The organism is Pseudomonas helvetica (genome assembly GCF_039908645.1).
GTDB classification, from domain to species: Bacteria; Pseudomonadota; Gammaproteobacteria; order Pseudomonadales; family Pseudomonadaceae; genus Aquipseudomonas; species Aquipseudomonas helvetica.
Genome location: NZ_CP150917.1, coordinates 4,290,277 through 4,314,360, shown reverse-complemented (window position 1 = coordinate 4,314,360; position 24,084 = coordinate 4,290,277). Strand labels below are relative to the sequence as shown.

At 58.6% G+C, this 24,084-nt stretch carries 19 protein-coding genes and 2 pseudogenes; 10 read left to right on the top strand and 11 right to left on the bottom strand.

The features are described 5' to 3' along the window. Nucleotides 1–3: 3 nt before the first annotated feature. A complete protein-coding gene (locus tag AABM55_RS20005; RefSeq protein WP_054596433.1) occupies nt 4–927 on the bottom strand; it encodes an ADP-ribosylglycohydrolase family protein in 924 nt (307 codons plus the stop codon). Between the two features lie 150 nt (nt 928–1,077). On the opposite strand from AABM55_RS20005, the gene AABM55_RS20000 reads away from it, so the two are divergent. Then, the gene (locus AABM55_RS20000) at nt 1,078–1,536 is read left to right on the top strand and encodes an SRPBCC family protein (protein ID WP_347927481.1); all 459 of its coding nucleotides are present in this window, start codon (nt 1,078–1,080) and stop codon (nt 1,534–1,536) included. Beyond that, nucleotides 1,523–1,885: a metalloregulator ArsR/SmtB family transcription factor gene (locus tag AABM55_RS19995; protein WP_347927479.1), complete on the top strand. Its 363-nt coding sequence runs from the start codon at nt 1,523–1,525 to the stop codon at nt 1,883–1,885. Before AABM55_RS20000 ends, AABM55_RS19995 begins: the two co-directional genes overlap by 14 nt. A 530-nt stretch (nt 1,886–2,415) precedes the next feature. Here the strand turns inward: AABM55_RS19995 and inhA are convergent. After that, nucleotides 2,416–3,096 carry an isonitrile hydratase gene (gene inhA / locus AABM55_RS19990; protein WP_347927478.1) on the bottom strand — a complete coding sequence of 227 codons (681 nt, stop codon included), beginning with the start codon at nt 3,094–3,096 and terminating at the stop codon, nt 2,416–2,418. Between the two features lie 109 nt (nt 3,097–3,205). Here inhA and AABM55_RS19985 point away from each other — a divergent pair, with 109 nt between their 5' ends. Then, nucleotides 3,206–4,204, top strand: coding sequence for a GlxA family transcriptional regulator (locus tag AABM55_RS19985; protein ID WP_347927476.1), 999 nt, complete (start codon nt 3,206–3,208; stop codon nt 4,202–4,204). Nucleotides 4,205–4,213: 9 nt separating this feature from the next. Here AABM55_RS19985 and AABM55_RS19980 read toward each other — a convergent pair whose 3' ends face one another. The 4 genes from AABM55_RS19980 to AABM55_RS19965 form a co-directional block, all read right to left on the bottom strand. Beyond that, on the bottom strand, nt 4,214–6,649 hold the full coding sequence (locus AABM55_RS19980; RefSeq protein ID WP_347927474.1) for an alpha/beta hydrolase: 2,436 nt from the start codon (nt 6,647–6,649) through the stop codon (nt 4,214–4,216). Nucleotides 6,650–6,657: 8 nt separating this feature from the next. Next, nucleotides 6,658–8,100, bottom strand: coding sequence for a TIGR01777 family oxidoreductase (locus AABM55_RS19975; RefSeq protein ID WP_347927472.1), 1,443 nt, complete (start codon nt 8,098–8,100; stop codon nt 6,658–6,660). Beyond that, nucleotides 8,093–8,575 carry a cell division protein gene (locus tag AABM55_RS19970; RefSeq protein ID WP_347927471.1) on the bottom strand — a complete coding sequence of 161 codons (483 nt, stop codon included), beginning with the start codon at nt 8,573–8,575 and terminating at the stop codon, nt 8,093–8,095. The genes AABM55_RS19975 and AABM55_RS19970 overlap by 8 nt, the downstream gene beginning before the upstream one ends. A gap of 154 nt (nt 8,576–8,729) precedes the next feature. Further along, nucleotides 8,730–9,119 (bottom strand): hypothetical protein, encoded by a 390-nt coding sequence (locus tag AABM55_RS19965; protein ID WP_103317572.1) that lies wholly within the window; start codon nt 9,117–9,119, stop codon nt 8,730–8,732. A gap of 533 nt (nt 9,120–9,652) precedes the next feature. On the opposite strand from AABM55_RS19965, the gene AABM55_RS19960 reads away from it, so the two are divergent. Further along, nucleotides 9,653–10,024: a DUF6124 family protein gene (locus AABM55_RS19960; RefSeq protein WP_347927469.1), complete on the top strand. Its 372-nt coding sequence runs from the start codon at nt 9,653–9,655 to the stop codon at nt 10,022–10,024. Between the two features lie 1,265 nt (nt 10,025–11,289). Here the strand turns inward: AABM55_RS19960 and AABM55_RS19955 are convergent. From AABM55_RS19955 to idi, 3 genes are read right to left on the bottom strand one after another with little or no spacing between them, the layout of a single operon-like run. Further along, nucleotides 11,290–12,402 carry a hypothetical protein gene (locus AABM55_RS19955; protein ID WP_054596443.1) on the bottom strand — a complete coding sequence of 371 codons (1,113 nt, stop codon included), beginning with the start codon at nt 12,400–12,402 and terminating at the stop codon, nt 11,290–11,292. Between the two features lie 22 nt (nt 12,403–12,424). Beyond that, nucleotides 12,425–13,381 carry a methyltransferase domain-containing protein gene (locus AABM55_RS19950; RefSeq protein ID WP_347927467.1) on the bottom strand — a complete coding sequence of 319 codons (957 nt, stop codon included), beginning with the start codon at nt 13,379–13,381 and terminating at the stop codon, nt 12,425–12,427. A gap of 39 nt (nt 13,382–13,420) precedes the next feature. After that, nucleotides 13,421–13,966 carry an isopentenyl-diphosphate Delta-isomerase gene (idi, locus tag AABM55_RS19945; RefSeq protein WP_347927466.1) on the bottom strand — a complete coding sequence of 182 codons (546 nt, stop codon included), beginning with the start codon at nt 13,964–13,966 and terminating at the stop codon, nt 13,421–13,423. 458 nt (nt 13,967–14,424) lie between these two features. Here idi and AABM55_RS29850 point away from each other — a divergent pair. Next, nucleotides 14,425–14,625: pseudogene (locus AABM55_RS29850) on the top strand (1-deoxy-D-xylulose-5-phosphate reductoisomerase); the annotation flags it as partial. A gap of 366 nt (nt 14,626–14,991) precedes the next feature. Here the strand turns inward: AABM55_RS29850 and AABM55_RS19940 are convergent. Then, nucleotides 14,992–16,818 (bottom strand): glycoside hydrolase family 15 protein, encoded by a 1,827-nt coding sequence (locus AABM55_RS19940; protein ID WP_347927465.1) that lies wholly within the window; start codon nt 16,816–16,818, stop codon nt 14,992–14,994. Between the two features lie 210 nt (nt 16,819–17,028). On the opposite strand from AABM55_RS19940, the gene AABM55_RS19935 reads away from it, so the two are divergent. From AABM55_RS19935 to AABM55_RS19915, 5 genes and pseudogenes are all read left to right on the top strand, one after another. After that, a complete protein-coding gene (locus AABM55_RS19935; RefSeq protein ID WP_347927463.1) occupies nt 17,029–18,201 on the top strand; it encodes an MFS transporter in 1,173 nt (390 codons plus the stop codon). A gap of 177 nt (nt 18,202–18,378) precedes the next feature. Next, nucleotides 18,379–18,542: pseudogene (locus AABM55_RS19930) on the top strand (MgtC/SapB family protein); the annotation flags it as partial. A gap of 196 nt (nt 18,543–18,738) precedes the next feature. Further along, a complete protein-coding gene (locus AABM55_RS19925; protein WP_347927461.1) occupies nt 18,739–19,173 on the top strand; it encodes a response regulator in 435 nt (144 codons plus the stop codon). A 149-nt stretch (nt 19,174–19,322) separates the two neighbouring features. Beyond that, a complete protein-coding gene (locus AABM55_RS19920) occupies nt 19,323–19,970 on the top strand; it encodes a response regulator transcription factor (RefSeq protein ID WP_347927459.1) in 648 nt (215 codons plus the stop codon). Next, entirely contained in the window at nt 19,971–23,210 is a 3,240-nt protein-coding gene (locus AABM55_RS19915) for a transporter substrate-binding domain-containing protein (protein ID WP_347927457.1), read from the top strand. Nucleotides 23,211–23,226: 16 nt separating this feature from the next. On the opposite strand, the gene dkgB is transcribed toward AABM55_RS19915, so the two are convergent. Further along, the gene (gene dkgB / locus AABM55_RS19910) at nt 23,227–24,030 is read right to left on the bottom strand and encodes a 2,5-didehydrogluconate reductase DkgB (RefSeq protein WP_347927455.1); all 804 of its coding nucleotides are present in this window, start codon (nt 24,028–24,030) and stop codon (nt 23,227–23,229) included. Nucleotides 24,031–24,084: the final 54 nt, after the last annotated feature.

The following is a 24,084-nucleotide window of genomic DNA, read 5'->3' as shown; positions in this document are numbered from 1 at the left end:
GGATCAGTCGTGAGTGTGGTGGGTGTTTGATGCCTGTAACAATGCGTCGGCTGTCGTTTCAATCTCATCGTGCATGTGCAGCTTCGCAAGCCAACTCTTGGGGATTCCTTTTACACCGTAAAAAGCTCCGGCCAACTGCCCGACAATAGCGGCGGTAGTGTCAGCATCATCACCCAGGTTGGCGGCTTGCAGAATGGCGTCTTCGAAGCTGTCGGTGTGATGAAAACACCACAACGCCGCCTCTAACGAGGCAACGCAGTAGCCTGTACCCACGATCTCGGATTTTGGTTTGGCGAGATAGTTGCCACTGGCAATCGTGGCGACTTTGGGTTCTGAAAAGTGTCCGTGGCCCAAGTGTCGTAAATCCGATTTCGACGCGCCCTGCAATGCTTCGCAAATCAATCCAGCGAACAACTGGCAGCATTCGATGGCTTCAGGCGCAGCGTGAGTGGTTCGAGAGCTATCGCTGGAAAACGTCCTGACATGGCCTATAGCAGGGAAGTAAAACAGCACCACTGGTGCCAATCGCATCAGCGAACCGTTACCTGCGCTGAACGGATCGGTCGATCCGGCAAATGGATTGCCGGTTTCCTGATAATGAGTCAGGGCTTCGCGCACGGTCATGCCGATATCAAAGCAGTCGCCAGTCGAGCTCAGGTAACCCCATTGCCACCAATTGAGATAGCGCCCCATCTGGTCGAAGGCGTCAAAACCATTTTTTGTGAGCAGGCTTTCGGCCAGGCACAGGGCCATCGACGTGTCATCGGTCCACTGGCCCGGCTTCAGATTGAACGGGCCACCACCCACCATGTCGGTGAGCGCCGGGAACGACCCGCGCGGTTTGAACTCTACGCTTGTACCGACTGCGTCGCCGCAAGCCAGCCCCAGCAGGCAGCCGCGATAACGCTCCGAAAGGGTAGGCAACATGAAGCATCCTTGTTTTGAGTCAGTTCACTGGCGACGTTAGCATTTCCAGGCGTCATGACAGAAAGGTAAAGCCTGTCCGAATGTTTTTATGCAACCAGAAAGTTGCGCATTCAGCCATCCGGGCCTAGTGTTCATCAAAGGAGGTGACCTATGCACTCATCAGATCGCATCGAAAGAAAGATCCTGCTCAAGGCTCCACGCTCCACCGTCTGGCGCGCCTTGGCCAATGCCGAGTCCTTCGGCAAGTGGTTTGGTGTCGCGCTCGAGGGCAAACGCTTTGTTGCCGGTGAGCGAACCCAGGGGCAAATCACTTATCCGGGCTATGAACATCTGGTCTGGGACGTGCAGGTGGCGCGGGTCGAGCCCGAGCGGGTATTTGCGTTTCGCTGGCATCCGTATGCAGTGGAGCCGGACATGGACTATTCGTCGGAGCCCACCACCCTGGTGCTGTTCGAGCTTGAAGACATGGACGGCGGCACGCTGCTGAAGGTCGTCGAGTCCGGTTTCGATAACATTCCGGCAGAACGCCGTCTGAAAGCCTTCCGCATGAACAGTCGCGGTTGGGATGAACAAATGACCAACATCGAGACGTACCTTGCCACCCCCTGACGCCTTAACGCTGGATACGCCGTCGGCCACTACTGCGCTGGGCCGCTCGGCACTGACCTTCGCCGCACTTGGCGACGAAACCCGGCTGCGGCTGATCGACGTGTTGTGTGGTGGCGGGGCAATGTCGATCGCGCAGTTGACCGCCGGCACCGACATCAGCCGCCAGGCTGTAACCAAACACCTGCGGGTGCTGGCTGACGCCGGTCTGGTGCGTGACACCAAACGGGGGCGTGAGCGCCGATGGGTCTTCGAGCCGACGCAACTGGACGAGGCTCGCCGCTCGCTGGAAGTGATCAGCCAGCAGTGGGACCACGCCTTGGTGAATCTGAAAGCCTTTGTCGAACAATGAATTGCGAGCCGTAGCTGACGCGAAACACGCGACTCAGGCACTTGAAACCTGGGGTGTCTAAGGGTTTTCGGAAGTGCTGCAATGGCGAATGTCTTACACGAAGTAGTAGCTATGTCTCCTGTTTCAGATTGGATCCGAAGCGTAATCTACACCCATCAACTGAAGCGCAGGACGCGCTCAGGATCATGGATGATCGACCATTTGCAAGGATCGCAGCGACAGGATGTCGTCATGGTCTTGAAAACCCGCTTCGGCGGGTTTTTTTTTGCCTGCAGGAATCGGCCGATTGGGGCTGGACCTGACGTATAGCCAATGGCTTACGCACGGGCGATGGTATGTCGTCTTTTGCGCCTGTGGATTCAGGCCTAATCTGACTCCATCAACTGCAGCGCAGGACGCGCTCAGGGTCATGGATGATCGACCATTTGCAAGGAATGCAGCGACAGGATGTCGTCATGGTCTTGGAAAACCCGCTTCGGCGGGTTTTTTTATGGGCGCTGTAAAAGTCTGTTTCAGACCTGACCAAGCGCTTAACCGAGACGTGCGGCCACACGCTCGGTGATCAGCGTGCGCTGATTGAGCGAGGCGGCTGCACGCCGATGGGCTTCCTCCAGCACGGCTTTTGGCGCGGTTTGCGGGTCGCCCGAGTTGAAGGGCGGTGCGGGTGCGTATTCGAGTTGCAGCTGCACCAATTGCGCAGTGTCTTTGTCATACAACTCAGCGGCCAGGGTCAGGGCAAAATCGATCCCCGCCGTGATCCCGCCACCGGTCAGCAGATTGCCATCGCGTACCACCCGATCCCGAACCGGGATGGCGCCCAATAGACTCAGCAATTCATGATAGGCCCAGTGGGTCGTCGCCCGTTTTCCCTTGAGCAATCCAGCAGCGCCGAGCACCAATGCACCGGTGCACACCGAAGTCACGTAGCGTGCCTGGGCGGCGTGTTTGCGAATGAACGCCAGGGTTTGTGGGTCTTCCATCAATGGCCCGACGCCGCTGCCTCCGGGGATGCAAATCACATCCAGGTCGGGGCAGCCATCGAACGTGGTGGTCGGCTTCAGGACCAGACCGGTGCTTGCCGTCACGGGGACCAGGTCCTTCCAGATCAAATGCACCTTTACGTCCGGCAGCGAGGCCAACACATCGTAAGGTCCGGTCAGGTCCAGTTGCTGCACCTGTGGAAACAACAGAAAACCGATCTGCAACGTCATGACGCTATCTCCTTGGTCTGCGTGTTCACAGCCTTATTGGGTGGACGGTTTGACTGTAGGCTCGTAGGATTTGGCGTATACGCCAATCAGCCCTCGAATTACGCCAATTATGCCGAACTCACCGAAAACCGTTCATGTGCTGGCCTTCGCCAATGTGCAATTGCTCGACGTCACCGGGCCATTGCAGGTGTTTGCCTCGGCCAATGACATGGCCGCGCAGCGAGGATTACCGCCGCCCTATGCGCCGACGGTGATTGCCGATGGCGGCGGTGCGGTGATGTCCTCGGCCGGCTTGGCGCTGCTGGCCGAACCGTTGCCGAGCGAGTCTTCCGATACGCTGATCATCGCGGGCGGCTGGGGTGTTTACACGGCGGCCGAAGACGCTGCGCTGGTGGATTGGGTGCGTCAGCAGGCTGCGGTTTCCCGGCGTGTGGCGTCGGTGTGTACCGGGGCGTTTTTACTGGCCGCCAGCGGCTGGCTCGACGGTCGTCGCGTGGTCACCCACTGGACCCGCTGCGATCAGCTGGCGCAAAAGCACCCGCAACTGCGGGTCGAGCCCAACCCGATCTTTATCAACGACGGCCCGGTCTGGACCTCGGCCGGGGTTACGGCCGGCATCGACCTGGCGTTGGCGCTGGTGGAAGCAGATCTGGGGCGCGGGATTGCCCTGGAAGTTGCCCGGCAACTGGTGGTGTTCCTCAAGCGTCCGGGTGGCCAGTCACAGTTCAGCGTAACGCTGGACCTGCAACAGCACGGCAATCGGTTTGATGAACTGCACGCCTGGATCGCCGAAAACCTCAGCCTGGACCTCGGCATCCCGGCGCTGGCGCTGCAAGCGGGCATGAGCGAACGCAGCTTTATCCGACACTACCGCGCCGACACCGGCCAGACCCCGGCGCGGGCCATCGAACTGATCCGTGTCGAAACTGCACGACGATTGCTGAGTGACACCGGCGTACCAATCAAACGGATTGCCGTGCAATGCGGGTTTGGCAGCGAAGAAACCCTGCGCCGTAGTTTCCTGCGGGCCATGGGGGTGACACCGCAGGCGTACCGCGAGCGGTTTTCGCGCGAAGACTGCTGTGTCGCTGAGACCTGCGAGAGGTAAGGCTTGCGCTTACTTCACCAACGTCAACTCACCATCGCAATACCGCACTTCGCGGCCTAACCACGCCAGATCGACCTGGGGCAGCACTGCCGAGGGTTTGCGCAGTTCACGCAGCAAGGTCGAGCCGTGGGACAAGCGTCCGCCCATGCGTGCGATCACTGCCCGCGCGGTCTGGTAGTGCGCGTGTCGTCCGGGGTCCAGGGTGTCTTCAAGCAGAATATCGTCACCCAGAATGCCCTGGACCTGCCCCGGATAGATCATGAACCCCGTGGCCTGCTCGGTGCCTTCACGACCGTCCTGCCAGAAGCTGCCGTCACGCGTGCGAATCTCCGGATGGGCTCCGAACCAGTGCGCCCGATCCGCCATCGGCATGGCATGGTGCAGGCGAAAGAACAGCCGCATCAGGTTGTCGCGATACCACTCGCGCACTTGCAGGTAGTAACCGCGCAAGCCTGGCGCACCCGCTGAATGAGCCAGGTGGATGGCCCGGGACCATCGCGGGAATGCCTGCAACGGCAGCTCGGTCGGTGCCGGGCGCGGCGTCGCCGGATCGGTTTCCCATGGCAGTCGATGTGGGCTGTGCTCAAGGTCGTCATACGCCGTCGGTGGGCGCCCCAGCAGATCGCCACCACTGCTGGCCAACGCTGTGGCGATACACAGGTTTCCCTGCACCACAAACACATAGAACCGGGTGAACCAGTCGGCGAGTTGCTGGCCGTCGGCGCTTTGCGCGATCAGGTCTGTCAGCTCCTGGTCGAAGCGCTGCAATCGGCTTTCCAGCGTCAGCAAATGCCCGCGAGCGATGCGTTGCATACGCAGCAATAACGGCAGCGAACGCAAAAGACGCAGAGGCCGCCAAGGCAGCTCCGGCGTCGCGCCACCGACTTCGCCGGCGTAGCTGCTGGCGGAGATTCCCCAGTCCGCCAGGCGGGCGAGAAACAGGTCGTTGTTGATATAGGAGGCGCCGCCGAATACCGCAGTGAACGGCTCGTTGTCCTGCAAAACGCGTGAATCCCAGCGCGCCATGATCGCCGGGATACTGGCCGCTGCACGTCGTTGGGCGTACTCCACCAGACGGCTCGGTTGGGGCGGCAGGATCTCGGCGATGTTGGCGGCGGTCAGGTGTCGACGCCAGCCGTAATCGCTGATCGGCCGGTATTGCAGCAACCACAGTTGCGTACCGTCCCAGGCCCATTCGACGTCGCCGGGCACATAGTGGAAGACCCGCAACACGTTCTGTAAAAAGCGCCACAGCAGGTTCGCGGTCAAGCCATGGGATGGCTTGAATGTGTCGCTGCTCCAGGAGGTACCGAGCCGCGAAACAATCGCCCGCTGCGGACTCACCTGGCCGTCGGCCAGTGACTCGAGGTGACCCTCGACCCATTCCAGCTCGACCGACAGATGACGTACAAAGGCAATCCCGGACAGCAGGGGAGTGATGAAGCGTTGCACCACCACTTCCTCGACCCCGGACGAACTCAATTCGGCAATCCGCGCAGGCACGCTGTGCGTCGGTTCACGCAGGAACGTGGTGCTCAAACCAGCGTTCGCTGCATCGGCCTGATCCTCTCCATAGCTGGAAGAGCGCACCGCCCAAGTGGCGTTCGGTTGGCTGGCGAGAAACGCCGGCAAGCGTGAGTCGTTGCAGTCATTGAGTGAAAGCGCAGGGGGAACTGCTTGCCCGGCCAGTGTTGCCAGACGTAAACGCCCGCCCTTGGTGTGCGCGACGAATCCGCGCTCACCCGATTCCAGCCACGCCGCGAATTCGGCCGGTGAGTCGATCCATGGGTAATGGCCCCATCCGGGTTTCAGGCTGATGGTCAAATCGGCACGGGCCAGAATCGCCGACCATGCGGCGGCTTGCTCGATGCCCAGCACTTTGTCCTGATCGCCCCAGACCAGCTCGACCGGATCGTTGATCCACTCCAGCAAAGGCAACGCGGTGTCTGCCCGCACCAGATCCCAGTGCGGTACAAACGCCCGGCAGCGTGCATAACCGGCGCCCATGCGTCGGTACTGCGCGGGTGTCCAGGTCTGGCTGGAAAACTTGTGTGCAAACAGCGTGGGTTTGTTCGCCAGCAACCAGTGGATGGTCTTGCGAATGGGCAGCGGTGACATCAACGCCGGCAGACGTCGTTGCCACAAAAACGCCCCCACCGGCGCCAGCAATACACTCCTGCAAAAGTGCCCCGGTTGCCGTTGCAGTGCATGCAATACCAGCAACGCATTCACGCCGACCGCCATGATTGCGCTGCCTTTGACGGTCGCTGCCAGCAACGCCTGAGCGTAGGCGGCGAGGTCCTCGCAGGGCGCTTGGGGGTTGTTCCCGAACCCCGGAAGTTCCAGCGGCACCACCTGATAGCGCTGAAAGTACGGCAGTGCATCATCCCACCAATCGGCGGCGCTGCCGTTGCCGGCCAGCAAGTACAAAAGGGGCTTGCTCATCACAGTCCTCAGGCCAGGTCGCGCAGGGCAGCGTCGAGGGTCGGGTAACGGAAGGTATAGCCAGCCTCCGTCAGGCGAACTGGCACCACCCGTTGGCCATCGAAGAACAACTGCGCCATTTCGCCAGCCAGGGTGCGCACCGGGGCCGCCGGGATGTGGAACCACACCGGGCGCTTCAGGACTTTACCGACGCTGTCGGCGAACACTGCCTGACTGACTGCATCCGGTGCGACCAGGTTGTAGGTGCCGCTCAGGCTGTTGTCGTCGAATGCACGGGCGATCACTTGAATCACATCGTCGCGGTGCACCCAGCTCATGATCTGCTGGCCATCGCCCATGCGCCCACCGAAACCCAAACGGAATGGAATCAGCAACGGCAACAACGCGCCGCCCGGGCCGAACACCACACCCAGACGCATGACCACCTGACGCACGCCGAGTTCGCTGGCCGGTTGCGCGGCGGCTTCCCAGCGTGAGCACAGCTCAGCCATGAAACCCTCGCCCTTGGTGGCACTTTCATCAAGGCTTTCACTGGCGTCACGCACGCCGTAAAACCCGATGGCCGAGGCCTGAACCCACAGCGCCGGTTTGTGCCGGGCATTCTTCAACCAGGTCATCAACGCTTCAGTGGTGTTGACCCGACTGGCCAGCAATTGCGCCTGACGCTTGGCACTCCAGCGCGGACCGGCAACCGGCGCGCCCGCCAGATTGATCACCACATCGAAGGTTTCGTTGTAGCCCAGTTTGCTCAGCGAGCGCAGGCAGCGAGCACGGCCGTCAAACAGGTAAGCGGCTTTCAACGGATCGCGGGCCAGCACGCTGACGGTGTGACCGGCGTCGAGCAGTTGATTGACCAGGGTTTCACCGATAAACCCGGTGCCACCGGTGACCAGTACACGCTTATAGGCAAGCCCCGCGAACGGGTTAGCCGGTTTGCCTTCGCGCTGCATGCGGAGTGCCGCCAATCCGTCGCGAATACCAGAAGCGGTGACGCCGATCGCAAACAGCGTCAGTAACCAACCGCGCCAGCCGAAATCGATAGGGCTCAGGGCGGTAGGCAGCGTTGCCCATTGCGCCAGTTGCACACCGTATAACGCGAAGAACGCACCGCCATTGACCGCCAGTACCGTGTGCATGATGCGCTCGATGGCCGGCAACTTGCGGCTGCGATCCTCGACCACGAAGTCCCACAGTGTCAGGCCGATCTCCAGCGCGAACAGCAGCGCAATGACAATTGCCCACGTGCCCTGGAAGGCCAGGTGTGCCATGCCCAGAAACAGGATGCCGTAGAAACATGAACGCAACGCGTGGATCGACAGCTCCAGCCGTGCGCTGTGGCGATAGGGCAGGGCGACGGTCAGTTCGTGGTGATAAAGGGTATCCAGCGCACCGAGAACAGCTTGGGCAATCAACAGCGTGAGCGCCCAGTCCAGAAGGGAAAAATCAGCCATGGTCGGATTCACTCAATACATTGACAGGGGGAGGACGGCGGTCATGGCGATACAGCCAGAACAGGGGCGGCAGCAGGGTGAGCAGCGCAAAGCTGTCAATCCACAAGTGTGACCAGACGTTGGCCTGAATCGAAATCAGCATGTCCTGAGGGGCCCAGAGCACGATCCCGGCAATTAACCAGCCCCACGCCATAGGGCTTTCAAGGCGGTTGCCGATGTGCACCAGCGCCAGCATGTACAGCGAATAACTTTGCAGGGTGGCGCCGAACAACGCCAGCCACCAGACCTGTTGTGCGCGGGCAGCAGCAGGCGCGGCGTCTGCCCAGAAGGCTTGTTCGATGATTTGCAGATAGCCATCGAGCAAACCCGAGTGGCCAGCCCAGGTCAGCATGACGCTGACGAGCAGATGCGCCATGGCGGCGGCATACAACCAACCCACCAGCGTGCGCCGGAGGGTAGAAGAGGTGGGTAACATTCCTTGTCCTGATCGCGTCCTTGGGGGCGGCAAGTGTAACGATGTTTTGCCTGGCTTACTGCTGAAAAGCGAGGCGTGGCAAACGGCGGACTTTAGGGCAAGGTTGTGAGTCAGGATGATTGGCCCACTTGTGGGCGGGCCATCAGGTCGGCACCTAGGCTTCCATTTCCAACGGCTGGTTAAAGTATTTTGTGCGATCAGGGGTAAAGGTCACGACCATTCTGGTGCTGGAGCAGGTCATCGTCCGTTCCTGAGTCAGGTCGATGTCCAGGTCTTCACCGCGCAGGCCTTGCCATTGGGCGAGGTATTTGAGGGAGCCGAATTTATCGCGCTTCTTCAAGCTGCGGCTGACGCCACCTTTCCAGCCGAGCACCGGGAGTTCGCCGGCCAGGCAGCGTTTTGAAAGGTCGGGGAATTTAGCGGCACGTTCGCGGCCGACTTCCCAACATTTGATCAGGCCTTTGTCGTCGGCTTCCCACAGTTGATCCCGGGTCAGGCCCGAGCGGGGAGGTGCTTTGATGCTGCAGTGGATGCGATGGCTCATTCTGGTTCCTTGAATGCGGGTTTTTGTAGAACAGCTCCGCTGTACCCGTTGAGGGGGCGATGGTATGAGGCGGATGGTTGGCATGCAACCGCATATTTCAGAGTGCGGCGAGGTGAGTTGTTTAGTGTTTGTAGGGGGCAGGGCTATTCATCATTAAACGCGTTTCGTCAGGTAGACCGCGTCTTCGTTCATCGCGGGCAAGCCTTGCTCCTACAGAAGCGGTGTCGACCGGGGAATTCTCCGACGAGGTTTTCAGGTTGTGGTTAGGAAGGGCACGGGACTAGTGTTTGCGGGTCGCTGCCAATTCAGCGGCCGGGTTTGGTCACCTGTTCAATGTCAGGCGCATGAGCGCCAACCTAAGCATGTCGGCGCTTTTTTTTGCACTTGCCGTTATGCTTCGCGGTGGGCTGTGCGCGGGGCACTTTCGAGTGCGCCGGGTGCCTGACTTCCCGGTTGACCAACCTGCGTACCGCCCACCACCCATCGTTTGGTCACGATGCTGGTGAGCTTCATGAATGTCAGGAGTTTCAACCATGGTCAAAATCACCCCCAATCCCCCCGAAAACCCAAGCGTTTCCCCGTACGACTCCCTCGATTCCAGCAAGCTGCATGAAGCCGCCGAACGTGCGCTGGATTACCACTTACCACCGTTCACCCCGCCACCGAAACTCGATACCCGGCCGGGCAAAATGTTTGTGGTCATACCCGATGTCGATAACGAAACCCTGCTGGCCCACGCCAGCGAAACCCTGGCATCGGTGAATGTGTTGGCCAGCGATCTGGCCTTCGAACTGGAAGGTTCGCGGCGTCATGTGGCGTTGGCGATTCAGCAGATGATTGTACTGAGCGAGTTGCTGGTAAACCGGGCGCTGGATAATTTCGATCCGTACGACTCCGACGCGTAAAGCACAACCTTGTGGCGAGGGAGCTTGCTCCCGCTGGAGCGCGAAGCGGTCCCAAAACCATTCGATGCGGTTTTGCTGGAGGACCGAGCGAAGGGGTTACGACTGCTGCGCAGCCGAGCGGGAGCAAGAGACTGTCTGCTGTCAGACAGTCCGTCAGGTTTCTCACCCGCATATTACGGCTGCCAGTAACTCTTTTCCTCACTCAACTTCTGTTCGGCCAGCAATCCAGCCTTCGAACTGGAAGGTTCGCGACGTCATGTGGCGTTGGCGATTCAGCAGATGATTGTACTGAGCGAGTTGCTGGTGAACCGGGCGCTGGATAATTTCGATCCCTACGACTCCGACGCGTAGAGCACAACCTTGTGGCGAGGGAGCTTGCTCCCGCTGGAGCGCGAAGCGGTCCCAACACCATTCGATGCGGTTTTGCTGGAGGACCGAGTGACAGGGGGGTACGACTGCTGCGCAGCCGAGCGGGAGCAAGCTCCCTCGCCACAAGGGACTGTCGGCTGTCAGACAGTCCGCATCAGGTCTTTCACCAGCACCTTACGGCTGCCAGTAACTCTTTTCCTCACTCAACTTCTGTTCGGCCAGCAATCCAGCCTTCGAACTGGAAGGTTCGCGGCGTCATGTGGCGTTGGCGATTCAACAGATGATTGTACTGAGCGAGTTGCTGGTGAACCGGGCGCTGGATAATTTCGATCCCTACGACTCCGACGCGTAGAGCACAACCTTGTGGCGAGGGAGCTTGCTCCCGCTGGAGCGCGAAGCGGTCCCAAAACCATTCGATGCGGTTTTGCTGGAGGACCGACTGACAGAGGTTACGACTGCTGCGCAGCCGAGCGGGAGCAAGCTCCCTCGCCACAAGGGACTGTCTGCTTTCAGACAGTCCGCGTCAGGTCTCTCACCAGCACCTTACGGCTGCCAGTAACTCTTTTCCTCACTCAACTTCCGTTCGGCCAGTGATCTGGCCTTCGAACTGGAAGGTTCTCGGCGTCATGTGGCGTTGGCGATTCAGCAGATGATTGTACTGAGCGAGTTGCTGGTAAGTCGGGCGCTGGATAATTTCGATCCGTACGATTGACGCGCAGAGCACAACCCGTGACGAGGGGGCAAGCCCCCTCGTCACGGGGATTGAGTTTCGTCAGATGGACCGTGGATTGAGCAGGTTGATCGGGACCGTTCCACCAACTTTCGCCGGCAATATCGCGCAGGGTCACAGAAGCCACGGGGTTGGGCGAGGATGACTTTCATGGTGATTCCTCGTATCAGCCGTGAATGGACCGACGGCGATAGTCGGGTGCCCGCGCAGGGTCGTATTTCCACCACCATTCAAACGATGAGAGTCCCAAGGACTCGAAGCTTTCCGGAGGAGCTTCTTGAGTCAATTCGCCGCCTTCAAAAGCACCTGTGAGGCTGACACCACTTATGGAGCCGTAACGATTATTCGCTTGTGTCCAAACCAGAGCACCGCTGTAGTATTCGGACAAACTGTCAATGTATGAACGTACTGCAGGTGATGCTTCGGTAAATACGGCAGCACGCAGACGGTAAAAAAGACTGATTAGACGTCGCCTCATTTCTAAGTAACTATGCATGCTTTGTTCGAACGAGTAGTTGTAATCCCTGCACAGAATTCTGATCAGATTGTGCTCCTTTCCGTCGACGGCTCGGGCACACTCTTTCACATAACCATAAGGGTCAGTGTCCCATACCATTAGAGTCACCATCATTTCTGTCAGAGCCCGGACACGCCTGTCCTCGTATTCATCTTGTGATATATCTATGCCAGCGATGACGTGATTGAGTATTGGAAAAGCCCATCCTCCCCCACCATACATACGCATTACCAGATATTCGTTGAGCGACGGGTTAGGTATTACAGCCTTCCATATCTCGGTCATCATGTAGGCTCTCATACCTTCTACAAATCGCCCAACCTGTGTTGGTGTTGCATACCTATCAAGCCTGCATCGCAAGTCGCGCATAGCCAGGGCATAGCGATCATTGGATACTGCATGTTCGGGCGACTCCAAAGTTCGCTGGATTTCGGCAGCATTATTGATGAATGTTGCAGGTTTCAAACTCATCGGGCCTTCATCGCAATACTCGTCGTCGTATGCAAATGCCCATAGCACAAAATCTGAACCAATTTGCAATAATTCGTCGGAACCTCTTGGGTACATAAGGGCGGCTAGGCGAGCGCTTTCAAGACTTCTCATACGTTGTCGCTGAGTATCATCCCAATACAATTTGAAACGATCCGCATAGTCTCGTGTGGTTGACTCAATTCGGCACTTATCTGGATGTTCTAAGTCGACATTGGGATGGGTAGCGTATGGGAATGGGTTAGCCATAGGGGGAAGCGTGATCCGGTTCATATACGTCTCCTGAAAAATTCGCTTAGTTATTCTTTGGTTTTTTCACAACCACGCTATACGTCGAAACCTTGTTCTTAATCAGCGCCACCGACCAGTTCTCTGCCAGCACCCGCAACTCTTCCAACGCCCCCGTTACCCCATAAGGGAACAACTCCTTGTTTTCGATATTGGCTTTCGAATCCATCAACCAACGCGCCACATCGATATTGGAGGGCAGTACCCGCATGTCGTGGATCGTGAAGCCACTTTCCTCAAGCACTTCACGAAAGTACGCCGGTGATTTGCGGTGTTTGCAGGCGAGGCGGTCGACTTCGTCCGGGGTGTCGGGGGTGTAGGTTGCGGGAGGGGTGTTGTAGAGGTTGTCGGCGATGACCACCACACCGCCTTCGCGCACTCGGCCGGCGAGGGCTTGCATGGTGGTTTCGTAGAGCTCGTCGGGGAAGTGCGAGATCACGCCGCGGATGATCACCAGGTCGTAGGGTTCATCCGCGTCCGGAAGCAGCTCGATATCCTTGGCGTTGCACAGGTAGAGGTTGATGCGTTCGGACAACCCTTGCTCGGCGTGGAATTTCGCGCAGTGTTCCAGTTGTCGGCGGCTGACGTTGACCCCGTCCAGGCGTTGGCATTCGGGGAAGCGTTCCGCCAGGTATTTGAGGATGTAGCCCCAGCCACAACCGATGTCAAGGATGCGTTTGATCGGTGGGCGATTCGGTTCTTCGAGGCCGGCGAGTTTCAGTTGTCGTTCGAAATAGCGGATGCCGGACTCGTCGAGGCTGATGGGCGGAGTCGAACGTGGATCGTCGTAGACACCGAACTGGAACAGGATGTAATTGCCGATTGCCTTGCGCCAGTCCTCAGGGCTGTCGCCGTAGGTGTACACGACCTTCTCCTGATAACTGTCGATGCTGGAGCCCTGGATGATTTGATAAGGCAGGCGGGTTTCATCGGCGAGGGTGATTTTTTGGGGGTGGCTGCTCATGGCTGATTTCTCGTGAAGGTATGGACGAAGCAACACCGCTCAGCGGTGACTGTGCGCGAGTTCTTTCCAGCTGCGTACCCCGGCCGGCCCGACTTGTTCGAAGATCCGACGAAACCAGATGCTGAAGGCTTCAGGGGTTGCCGCGATGCGTCCCGGAATCTCGGAGAGCTTCTGCCATTGCCAGCTGTGGGCTTCTTCGGGATTGGCAATCGGTGGAGTACGGCTGATACCGGCGAACACGTGGTCGTATTCATGCTCGATGAGCTGGTTTGACACGCGTTCGTGGTAGAGCAGGGTGGAGACCGGCGTCAGTTTGCAGGTGAGCCCCATTTCTTCGCGCAGCCGGCGTTTGGCTGCGGCGCGGGTCCGCTCACCCTGGCGCGGATGTCCACAGCAGGCGTTGGTCCACAGGCCTTGAGAGTGGTATTTGCCCAGTGCCCGTTGTTGCAACAGTACACGGCCGTTGCCATCGAAAATGAAGATCGAGAATGCTCGGTGTAAAAGACCCTGTTGATGGACGTGCAACTTCGGTGCAGAGCCGATTTCACGATCGCCTGGATCAACAAGTATCAATTTTTCTTCCATGGGCAAACTCCATTTTGTTTTCGCTGCTGGGCGTTATGGTAGGCAAGGCTAGTTTGTGAGTTTAGTAATGTTTGTGTGTGGGGAAGGAATTTAGTTGAGTTTTTGATAGAAGCAAATATTTTAATGGTTTTTAGTTGGCTTCGTTGTTAGTTATATTTTTATATAATTTTGTATAGGTTTTCAGGAGAATCCTTTAGGTCAATATGATCTGGCTTATATAGCTAATCCTCATCAGTCAGAGGCTTGTAAAGTCGTGGTCGTTTGCTATCTTCGAGACCGAAAGCCAATGTTTCTTTGGCCGATTACGGGTTGAGATGAATTTCTTTACTCATGCCTCAGTCTCAAGCCCTAGTATTTTGGCCGCGCTCTGTCGGTTGATTAACGCAATGTTGATCAGGGGGCTTATAGGGGAGCGCCTGTTGATTTAGTTGGTCGGTTGAGGCCGGAGTGAAAAATTTATGATACAGCGTCTATTGATTGTCGATTCGACCGATACCAGGTTGGACAGTGCGTTAGAGAGGGTTGCGTGTAATCTTGAGGTATTCGTTGTGTTTGCGCTTAGTGCACATCACAACATGGAAAGGCTGTTGGCGAGGTGCTTGAGGTTCGAGCCGAAGTTGGTCATTGTCAGTGAGCCGCATCAAGCGCACCAGCACCTTACGGCTGCCATTAACTCTTTTCCTCACTCTACTTCCGTTCGGCCAGCGATCTGGCCTTCGAACTGGAAGGTTCGCGGCGTCATGTGGCGTTGGCGATTCAGCAGATGATTGTACTGAGCGAGTTGCTGGTAAATCGGGTGCTGGATAATTTCGATCCATACGACTCCGACGCGTAAAGCACAACCTTGTGGCGAGGGAGCTTGCTCCCGCTGGAGCGCGAAGCGGTCCTAAGACCATTCGATGCGGTTTTGCTGGAGGACCGAGTGACAGAGGTTACGACTGCTGCGCAGCCGAGCGGGAGCAAGCTCCCTCGCCACAAGGGATTGTCGGCTGTCAGACAGTCCGCGTCAGGTTTCTCACCCGCATTTACGGCTGCCAGTAACTCTTCTCCCCACTCAACTTCCGCTCGAGAAAACTCGCTGCGCTGATCAGTGCCAAGTGGGTCAGCGCCTGTGGCGTGTTGCCCAGGTGCCGTGCGTGGCTGTCGAATTCTTCGGCGTAAAGCCCGAGCGGGTTGGCGTAGCGCAGCAGTTGTTCGAACTCCAGGTGCGCTTTTTCGACCATGCCGGCGCGAGCCAGGCACTCGATGTACCAGAACGAGCAGGCGGCGAAGGCGCCCTCGGTGCCGGGCAGGCCATCGATCTGGCTGTCGTCGTTGTGGTAGCGGTACACCATGCCGTCGCGCACCAGGGTTTTCTGGATCGCTTGCAGGGTCGACAGCCAGCGCGGGTCCCTGGCGCTGACGAAGCGCACCAGCGGCATCAGCAACATCGAACCGTCAAGCGCGGTGCCGCCGATGTGCTGGACGAAATGCCCATGTTCGTCGCTCCAGAAGTTGTTCCAGATGTCGGCGTAGATCGCTTGGCGGGTCTGATCCCAACGGGCGAACGGGGCGGGCAGCGAGCGTTTCGACGCGAGACGGATGGCCCGGTCCAGTGCCACCCAGCACATCAGCCGTGAATGCAGGAAGTGATGCTGCTCGCCACGCATTTCCCAGATGCCGACATCCTCTTGCTGCCAGCTATCGCAAACCTGATCGACCACCTTGATGGCATGTTGCCAACTCTCATGGGAAATGGCCTCACCGTACTTGTTGACCAGGTACACCGCGTCCATCAACTCGCCGAAAATATCCAGCTGAGCCTGCTCGTAGGCCTGATTGCCGATACGTACCGGCTTGGCGTTGCCGTGACCGGACAAGTGCGCAAGTTCGATTTCCGGCAGCTCCTGACGACCATCAATGGCATACAGGACGTTGAGCTTCATCGCTTTGCCCTGGCAGTCGCTCATCCGTCCGTGCAACCAGCGCATGTAGGCGTTGGCTTCATCGACAAAGCCCAGGCGCATGAAGGCATAGACGGTGAAGGAGGCATCGCGGATCCAGGTGTAGCGATAGTCCCAGTTGCGGGCGCCGCCGGGTATTTCCGGCAGGCCGAAGGTCGCGGCAGCGAGGATCGCGCCGTGTTTGCGCGAGGTCAGCAGTTTCAGCGCCAGCGCCGAGCGGTTGACCATTTCGCGCCAGCGTCCGCGGTAATTGGATTGCCCGATCCAGTCGCGCCAGAACTTCAGTGTGCGTTGCAGGCACAGGTCACTGTTTTCATCCTTGAAGCGTGGGTCGTCGAGGGCGCCGAGGAGGAATTCGGCGCTCTGGCCCTGTTTGAGGCTGAACGTGGCGACGGCGGCGTCTTGTGCAACTTGCATCGGCTGATTGGCGCGCAGGCGTAAACCTGGCTGCTGGTCGGCTTCGAAGCAGACGTCTGCGCCGTCGGTCCGCGCCTTGGTCTGCGCTCGGGCGTAGTCATGGCGTACCGCGCAATGCAGGTGGAACGTGGCGTGGCCACTGACCAGCCGCACACGACGGATCAACAGGGGCAGGGCGTCGTCGTTGTCGCCGACCGGCAGCAGGTCGGTGATTTCCACCACCGCTTGTTCACTCAACCAACGGGTTTGCAGCACGTTGGTGTCGGGCAGGTAGATTTGCTCGCGCCGGGCATCGGGCAGGTCGGGTGCCAGTTGGAAAATCCCCGCGTCCGGGGTGTCCAGCAATGAGCAGAAAATCGACGGGCTGTCGAATTCCGGCCAGCAGAAAAAGTCCACGCTGCCCTTGTCGTTGACCAACGCTGCGCTGCGCATGTCCCCGATGATGCCGTGGGCGTCGATAGCGCTTTGTCGCTCGTTGTAATGATCAGTCATTGCTGCGTCACTCCGGATAGAGACATAGGCCGCCATCGATGAACAGTGTGCTGCTGACGAGATGTGCCTATCACTCAGCTTTCGACGGGCGGGCTTATCAGGTGACTGGCGCAAGGTGGCTTGAGTTCATGTTTGGCGGGCTTATTTGTGGTTTTTTACTACCTGGACGCTTTGTGGCAAGTTGCACGGCTCAGCAGAGGATGGAACCGGATGGCAAATCCCTATCAAGCGCTATTCAACGCCCCTGGCAGCCGCGCCTTTGTGCTGGCGGGAATGGTCGCGCGCATGCCGATCTCGATGACCGGCATCGGCCTGATCACCATGCTCTCGCAGTTGCAGGGCGGTTACGCGTTGGCCGGGTCAGTGGCGGCGACCTTTGCCTTGGCCACGGCGTTTTGCGCGCCGCAGGTGTCGCGCATGGTCGACCGTTTTGGTCAGGGCCGGGTGCTGCCGGTTTCGGCCTTGGTCGGCGGTTGCGCGTTGTTGTTGCTGTTGCTCTGTACACGATTGCAAGCGCCGAACTGGACACTGTTTGTGTTCGCCGCGCTGGCCGGTTGCATGCCGAACATGTCGGCGATGGTCCGGGCGCGCTGGACCGAGCTGTATCGTGGTCAACCGCAGTTACAAACCGCCTATGCGCTGGAGTCGGTGCTGGATGAGGTGTGTTTTATCGTCGGACCGCCACTCTCGGTGGGGCTGTGCGTGGTGGTGTTTCCCGAGGCCGGGCCGTTGGTGGCGTTGCTGATGTTGGCGATTGGGGTGAGCGCGTTTGTGTTGCAGCGCAGCACCGAGCCGTCGGTGCATCCGCATGACGCCGATCAACCGGGTTCGGTCGTGGGTTCAGGGGATATACGCCTGTTGATGCTGTTGATGGGCGCCATGGGCACCATCGTCGGGGTGGTGGATGTGGTCAGCGTGGCCTTCGCCCAGCAGCAAGGCCAGCCAGCAGCGGCGAGCATCGTGCTGTCGGTGTATGCCATCGGCTCGTGCCTGGCCGGGTTGGCGTTCGGCGCGTTGAAACCCGACGTGCCGTTGCCGCGTTTGTTTCTGTACGGCGGAGTGGCGACGGCGCTGACCACGCTGCCGTTGCTGCTGGCGGGGAACATTCTCGGGTTGTCGCTGGCGGTGTTTGTTGCCGGGCTGTTTTTCGCACCGACGTTGATTGTCGCCATGGGGTTGGTGGAGCGCATCGTGCCACCCGCCAAACTCACGGAAGGCCTGACCTGGCTGATCACCGGCCTGAGCATCGGCGTGGCGATCGGCGCAGCAGGTTCCGGCTGGCTGGTGGATGCCTTCGGCGCACGCAGCGGGTTCTGGCTGTCGATTGCGGCGGGGGCGGTGGTGCTGGGTTCGGCCATCCAGAGTTATCGACGACTCAAATGAACATTGGCGTCAGCTGACTCAAATCCATGGATAGGCGATAAACCCGTAGGAGCAAGGCTTGCCCGCGAAGCGAACACCGCGATTTTTCAGGTATTACGCGTCATCGTTCATCGCGGGCAAGCCACGCTCCCACATGTACGGCGACTAATTTGTGTTGGGCGTCATTCTTTCCCCTTACCGGCCAGCGATGACGTGCGCGCCTTTGGCAATGATGAAGTGGAAATCGAAGCCACCCCGGCAACCACCTCGGTTGACGGAGACGAACTGGGTGCGCTTGTGGCACGAATCTCCCTCTCACCCTTGGTTCAACAGGCGTTCTGGGCCCGAGTACGACTGAGTGACCGACCGATGACGGGCACTGATTTGCAGCGTTGGCTGAAGTTGTCATCGGTGCGACAGCAAAAAAATTAAAAGTCGATGGAACTGTTTCTTTCAGAAATGTCCTACAGAAACCCCCGCGGCATTGCCCTTAGTCTGAGGCGCTCTTGATAAGGGTGGGCGTAAACAGCCGCACCGTCATTGTAGGGTCAATCAACCATGCCGAATAAAGCGTTACGTATCCTGATCGCCGATGAGCAGCATTTTCATCGCATGAAAATCGAGCGCAGGCTGAATCAGCTCGGTTACTACCGAATTGCCCCCGTGCACTCCCTTGTAGAGCTGCTCAGCGTTGTCGAATACGGCTGTGAGCCGTTTGATCTGGTGATCATCAATGCAACCTTGTGTACCGGGACCGGCCTGGACCTGGTGGCGTTCTGCCAAGACAACCAGCAGATCTGTCATACATTGATCTACGATGCCCAGAAAGCCGGCCTGCCCGCGTTGTTTGCCGTCCAGCAGCACAACGTGCGGATCAGCCAGGATCGCGTACCGGACCAGGAAACCCTCGAAGGGCTGATGAGTCGCGTCGATATACCGGCTCACGGTTCCCGGCGTGGGCACGCCCGGCAGCAGGGCGGTTTGCGCGCCTGAGGCACACGACCGTTGGTCTGAACTGTCAACTTTGACAGGTAGTTTCGCCCAGTTCCTCGTGCAACAGTCGTTGCGCAGCCGTTGTGTCAGCCTTGGCAAATGCCATGGGCGGCACGCCGGGGTTTTTGGGCGTTTCTACAGGAGTTGCCATGCTGTCAGTGCTGATCGCGGATGATCATCCGGTTGTTGTGGCCGCTGTCAAAATGCTGCTTGCGGCACTCAAGGATTCCAATGGCAGAGAGATGTTCCAGACTATTCTGGAGTCATTCAATGGTGTTGAGGCCCTGCAAACGATCCTTACCCAGTCACCTGATCTGGTGGTGCTGGATCTGAATATTCCCAGGCTTGGCGGGTTGGAACTGCTGAGTCGTCTGCAGCGCGATCAGTCACTTTCCCGGGTTGTGGTCTTCACCTCCTGTGAGCCCAGGTTCTATGTCGACCGCTGCATGAGAGCCGGGGCCTTGGGCTTTGTCTCGAAAACCAATGACCTGCAAGAGCTGCGTAAAGCCGTTCAAGCGGTGATGTCTGGCTATATGTATTTCCCTCAACTGGACTCCAGCTCAGTGAGTCTGGATCCGCTGCAACTCAACGAGTCGCAGATGATCGGGAAACTCTCCGACCGTGAACTGAGCATCTTTCGATACCTGGCGCTCGGCTTTAGCAACAAGGAAATCGCTAAAGCCATGAACCTCAGCCACAAGACCATCAGTACCTACAAAACCCGTTTGATCGCAAAGCTCAATGTGAAATCCCTGGTTCACTTGAGAGAATTCGCCATACGCAATCAGCTGATCTGAATGCATATGCGCCTGCGTGTATGGCTGGTTGCATTGACGTTGTTCAGTCCGTGGTACGCGGCGAACACCTTTGCGCAAGAACCTGAACCCCTGCATCTACTGGGACGCTCGACTGTTGAGGGTTACCGCGTCGAACTGGCACCGGCCGACTGGCGCTGGTTAAGGGATAAGGGCAGCTTGCGATTGGGCGCTTCGGCGCCGGATTACCCGCCGTTCGAGAGCACGATCAACGACTACGATTTTGAGGGCATCACGGCTGATTTTGCAGACCTGCTCGCCCAATTGCTGCGCATCAAGGTTGAGGTGACGCGTTACGAGTCTCGCGAGGCTGTAATTAACGCGTTAAAGCGGGGAGAGATTGATCTGCTGGGGACCGCCAACAACTTTGAAGCGGCCGATCCGCAGCTTCTGATGTCGCGTGCCTATGCAGAAGATGCTCCCGTTCTGGTCGCGAAGGAGGGTGACAGCGCCAGGCTGACAGAAGATCTTTCAGGGGTGCGGGTGGCCATGCTCGATCATTATCTGCGGCCTGAAGCTGTCAAGGAGAGTTACCCCGAAGCCCGGCTAAGACTCTATCCCTCGACATTGAGTGCCATTGGCGCCGTGGCCTTTGGGCGCGCGGATGCCTACCTCGGTGACTCCATCAGTGCTCGCTACCTGATCAACAACAATTACCTGAATAATGTGCGGTTGACGCAATTTGCCCGAATGGAAGTCAACACATTCGGGTTCGCCGTGAGTGCCGAGAACACCCGTTTGCGCCGCATCACCGATGCCGCTCTGGCGGTGATCCCAGAGCAGGAACGCATGACCATCCTGCGTCGCTGGAGCTCCGGCGGCAGTTTCAGCAACCCGCAGCGCGTACAGTTGAGCGCCAGCGAACAACGCTGGCTCGACCAGCATCCACGTGCCACGGTCGGGGTTATCGGCAACTTTGAGCCACTTTCGTTTTATGAAAAAGAAGGCCGGTTCAGTGGCCTTAGCGCGGAGGTCCTGGACAGAATTAGCCTGCTCACCGGGTTGAAATTCGAACCGCTGCGCAGCGAGTCATTGAGTGAGCAACTCGATCAACTCAAACGCGGAACAGTCGACTTGTTGGCGGTGATGACGCCGAGCATCGAACGCCAGGCAGAGCTGCGCTTCACACGACCGTATCGGGTCAGCCCCTTTGTGCTTGTCAGTGCCGTGAGCGCCAAAGCCCCCAAGACCCTGGACGATTTACCGGGTAAACGCCTGGCAATTGTCCGTGGTAACGCTCTGCATGAATTCATTCGGGTCAATGCACCGGGTGTGCTCTTCATCGAAGCGGAAAGTCCCGCCCAGGCGATGGCAATGGTGGCCAGCGGGGCGGCTGATGCTGCCTTGAACTCGTTGATCAGTGCGCGCTACATGATTGGCCGGTACTACCGCAACACGCTTCAAGTGACCAGCACCGTCGGCACCGAACCGGCACACATCAGCTTCGCGACCAACCGTGGAGCCCTTGAACTCTACTCAATTCTCAATAAAGCCCTGTTAAGCATTCCCCCGGAAGAAATGGACGAGTTGGCCAACCGCTGGCGCAATGAACTGCCGGTGGATGACAGCTACTGGTCGCGTCACCGCACGTCCATCCTTCAGGGTTTTTTGGCCGCAGGACTGTTGCTGCTGTTGGCGCTGGGCTGGATTGCCTACCAGCGCAACCTGATCCGCAAGCGCCAGCAATTGCTGCAACAGGTGCAGCAAGCGAGGGACGCGGCGGACGATGCCAACCGTGCCAAAACCACCTTCCTGGCAACCATGAGCCATGAAATCCGCACGCCAATGAACGCTGTGATCGGCATGCTCGAACTGGCGATGTTGCGAGCTGAAGAGGGCGTCACGGACCATCTTGCGATAGAGGTGGCGTGGAATGCCGCGCAGCAGATGCTGGAGCTGATCGGCGATATTCTGGACATCGCGCGGATCGAGTCGGGGCATTTGTCCCTGACCCCGGAACGCGCGAATCTGTTGGCGCTGGTCAGTTCGGTGAGCAAAGTATTTGAAGGCCTGGCACGGCAAAAGAACCTGCTTTGGCAGGTCGAACTGGATGCCCGTAGTGACCGCGATGTGTTGATCGACCCGATGCGTTTCAAGCAAATCGTCTCCAACCTGCTGAGCAACGCGATCAAGTTCACCCGCGCCGGACAGATCAGCCTGACGCTACGAGTAGAGCCCGCTGCCGTCCACGGGAACCTGGCGATCAGCCTGCGGATCAAGGACAGCGGGATAGGCATCAGCGAATTCGACCAGCAGCGATTGTTCAGTCGGTTTGTACAGGCCAGCAATAGCCCGCAGGATGGCCGCAGTGGCTCCGGGCTGGGCTTGCTCATTAGCCGTTCGCTGTGCGAGATGATGGGGGGGCGATTGCAATTGCGCAGCGAGCTGGGCGCGGGCACGCAAATCGACGTCAGCCTCGATGTACTGGCATTGCAGCCGCTGGCCGCGCCGCCGGTCGAGACTGTGCCACCGGAGCGAGGGCACTCGTTGAACATTCTGGTGGTTGACGACTACCCGGCCAATCGCCTGTTGCTGGTGCAACAACTGAGCCGTCTTGGGCACCGTGTGTGTGATGCCCAGGACGGTGAGCAGGGGCTCGAATGCTGGCGTGAACACACGTTCGACGTGGTGATCACCGATTGCAACATGCCGAACCTCAGCGGTTACGAGTTGGCCATGGCAATTCGTGACGAGGAGCGGGCCAATGGGGACATGCCTTGCCTGATTCTCGGTTTCACTGCCAATGCCCAGCCCGAAGAAAAGATCCGTTGCATGGAAGCCGGGATGGACGATTGCCTGTTCAAGCCCATCGGCCTGAAAGACCTGAGTGCCCGTCTGGCCGATGTGACACCGGACACCAACACGCGACAACCGCTCGAAACGTTGCCGGTCAGCGCTGCCGAAATCGATCTTGGCAGCCTTGAACAACTGGCCGGGCCTGACCGTAGCCTGATCAATAAACTGCTGGCTGAACTGGCCAGCAGTAATGCCAAGGATCTGGCACGGTTACAGGGCTTTTACCGCAAGCGTGACCGCATAGGCTTGCGGGAGCTGGCCCATCGGATCAAGGGCGGCGCGCAAATGGTCAAGGCCCGGCGCGTGGTCCACTGTTGCGAACAACTGGAAGTCGCCTGCGGTGGGCGCGACAACAACGTATTGAACCAGGCGGTGCAGGCCCTGCAATTCGCCATGGAGCGTTTGGCTCTGCACCTGGAGCAATAATGCTGAGCGGTTACGCTCAATCCCAATCGGGAGCGATACCTTTCGGGCTGGTCAGGCGCTGGCCGCGCTCAAGTCCTGCGATCAGCGTCATATCGGCTTCGCTCAATGTCAGCTCGCGGGCCGCCAGGTTGCTGTCGAGGTTGGCCCGTTGGGTCGACGACGGAATTACCGCGTAACCCAGTTGCATGGCCCAGGCCAGCGTGACTTGTGCCGGAGTTGCCTGATGCCGCTCGGCGATCTGTTGGATGACCGGGTCCTTCAGGACTTCGCCGTAGGCCAGGGTCATGTAGGAGGTGATCTGAATACCCCGGCTCTGGGCAAACTCGACCACTGTGCGGTTTTGCAGGTAAGGGTGCAGCTCGATCTGATTGGTCGCGATGTTGTCTGCGCCGACCGCGTCGATGGCTTGCTGCATGAGGTCGACGGTGAAATTCGACACACCGATCTGCCGCGTCAGGCCCAGCGCCTTGGCTTCCAGCAGGGCGCCCATGAATTCATGCACCGGCACCTGGTTTTCCGGGGACGGCCAGTGGATCAGCGTCAGGTCCAGATAATCGGTTTGCAGTTTGCGCAGGCTATCTTTCAAGCTGGCGATCAGCTGGTCCTTGGCAAAATTGGCGATCCAGATCTTGCTGGTGATGAACAGTTCTTCGCGGGCAATGCCGCTGGCGGCGATGGCCTGGCCGACATCGGCTTCGTTGTCGTAGATCTGCGCGGTATCGATCGCCCGGTAACCGAGTTCAAGGCCGGTGCTCACCGAATCGATGACCACCTGGCCTTGCAAGCGAAAAGTACCGAGGCCGAAGGCGGGAACAGACATGTGTGACTCCAGGGGTTGTGACGGGAATGGCCGCGAGTATCCCGGTCTGCATCC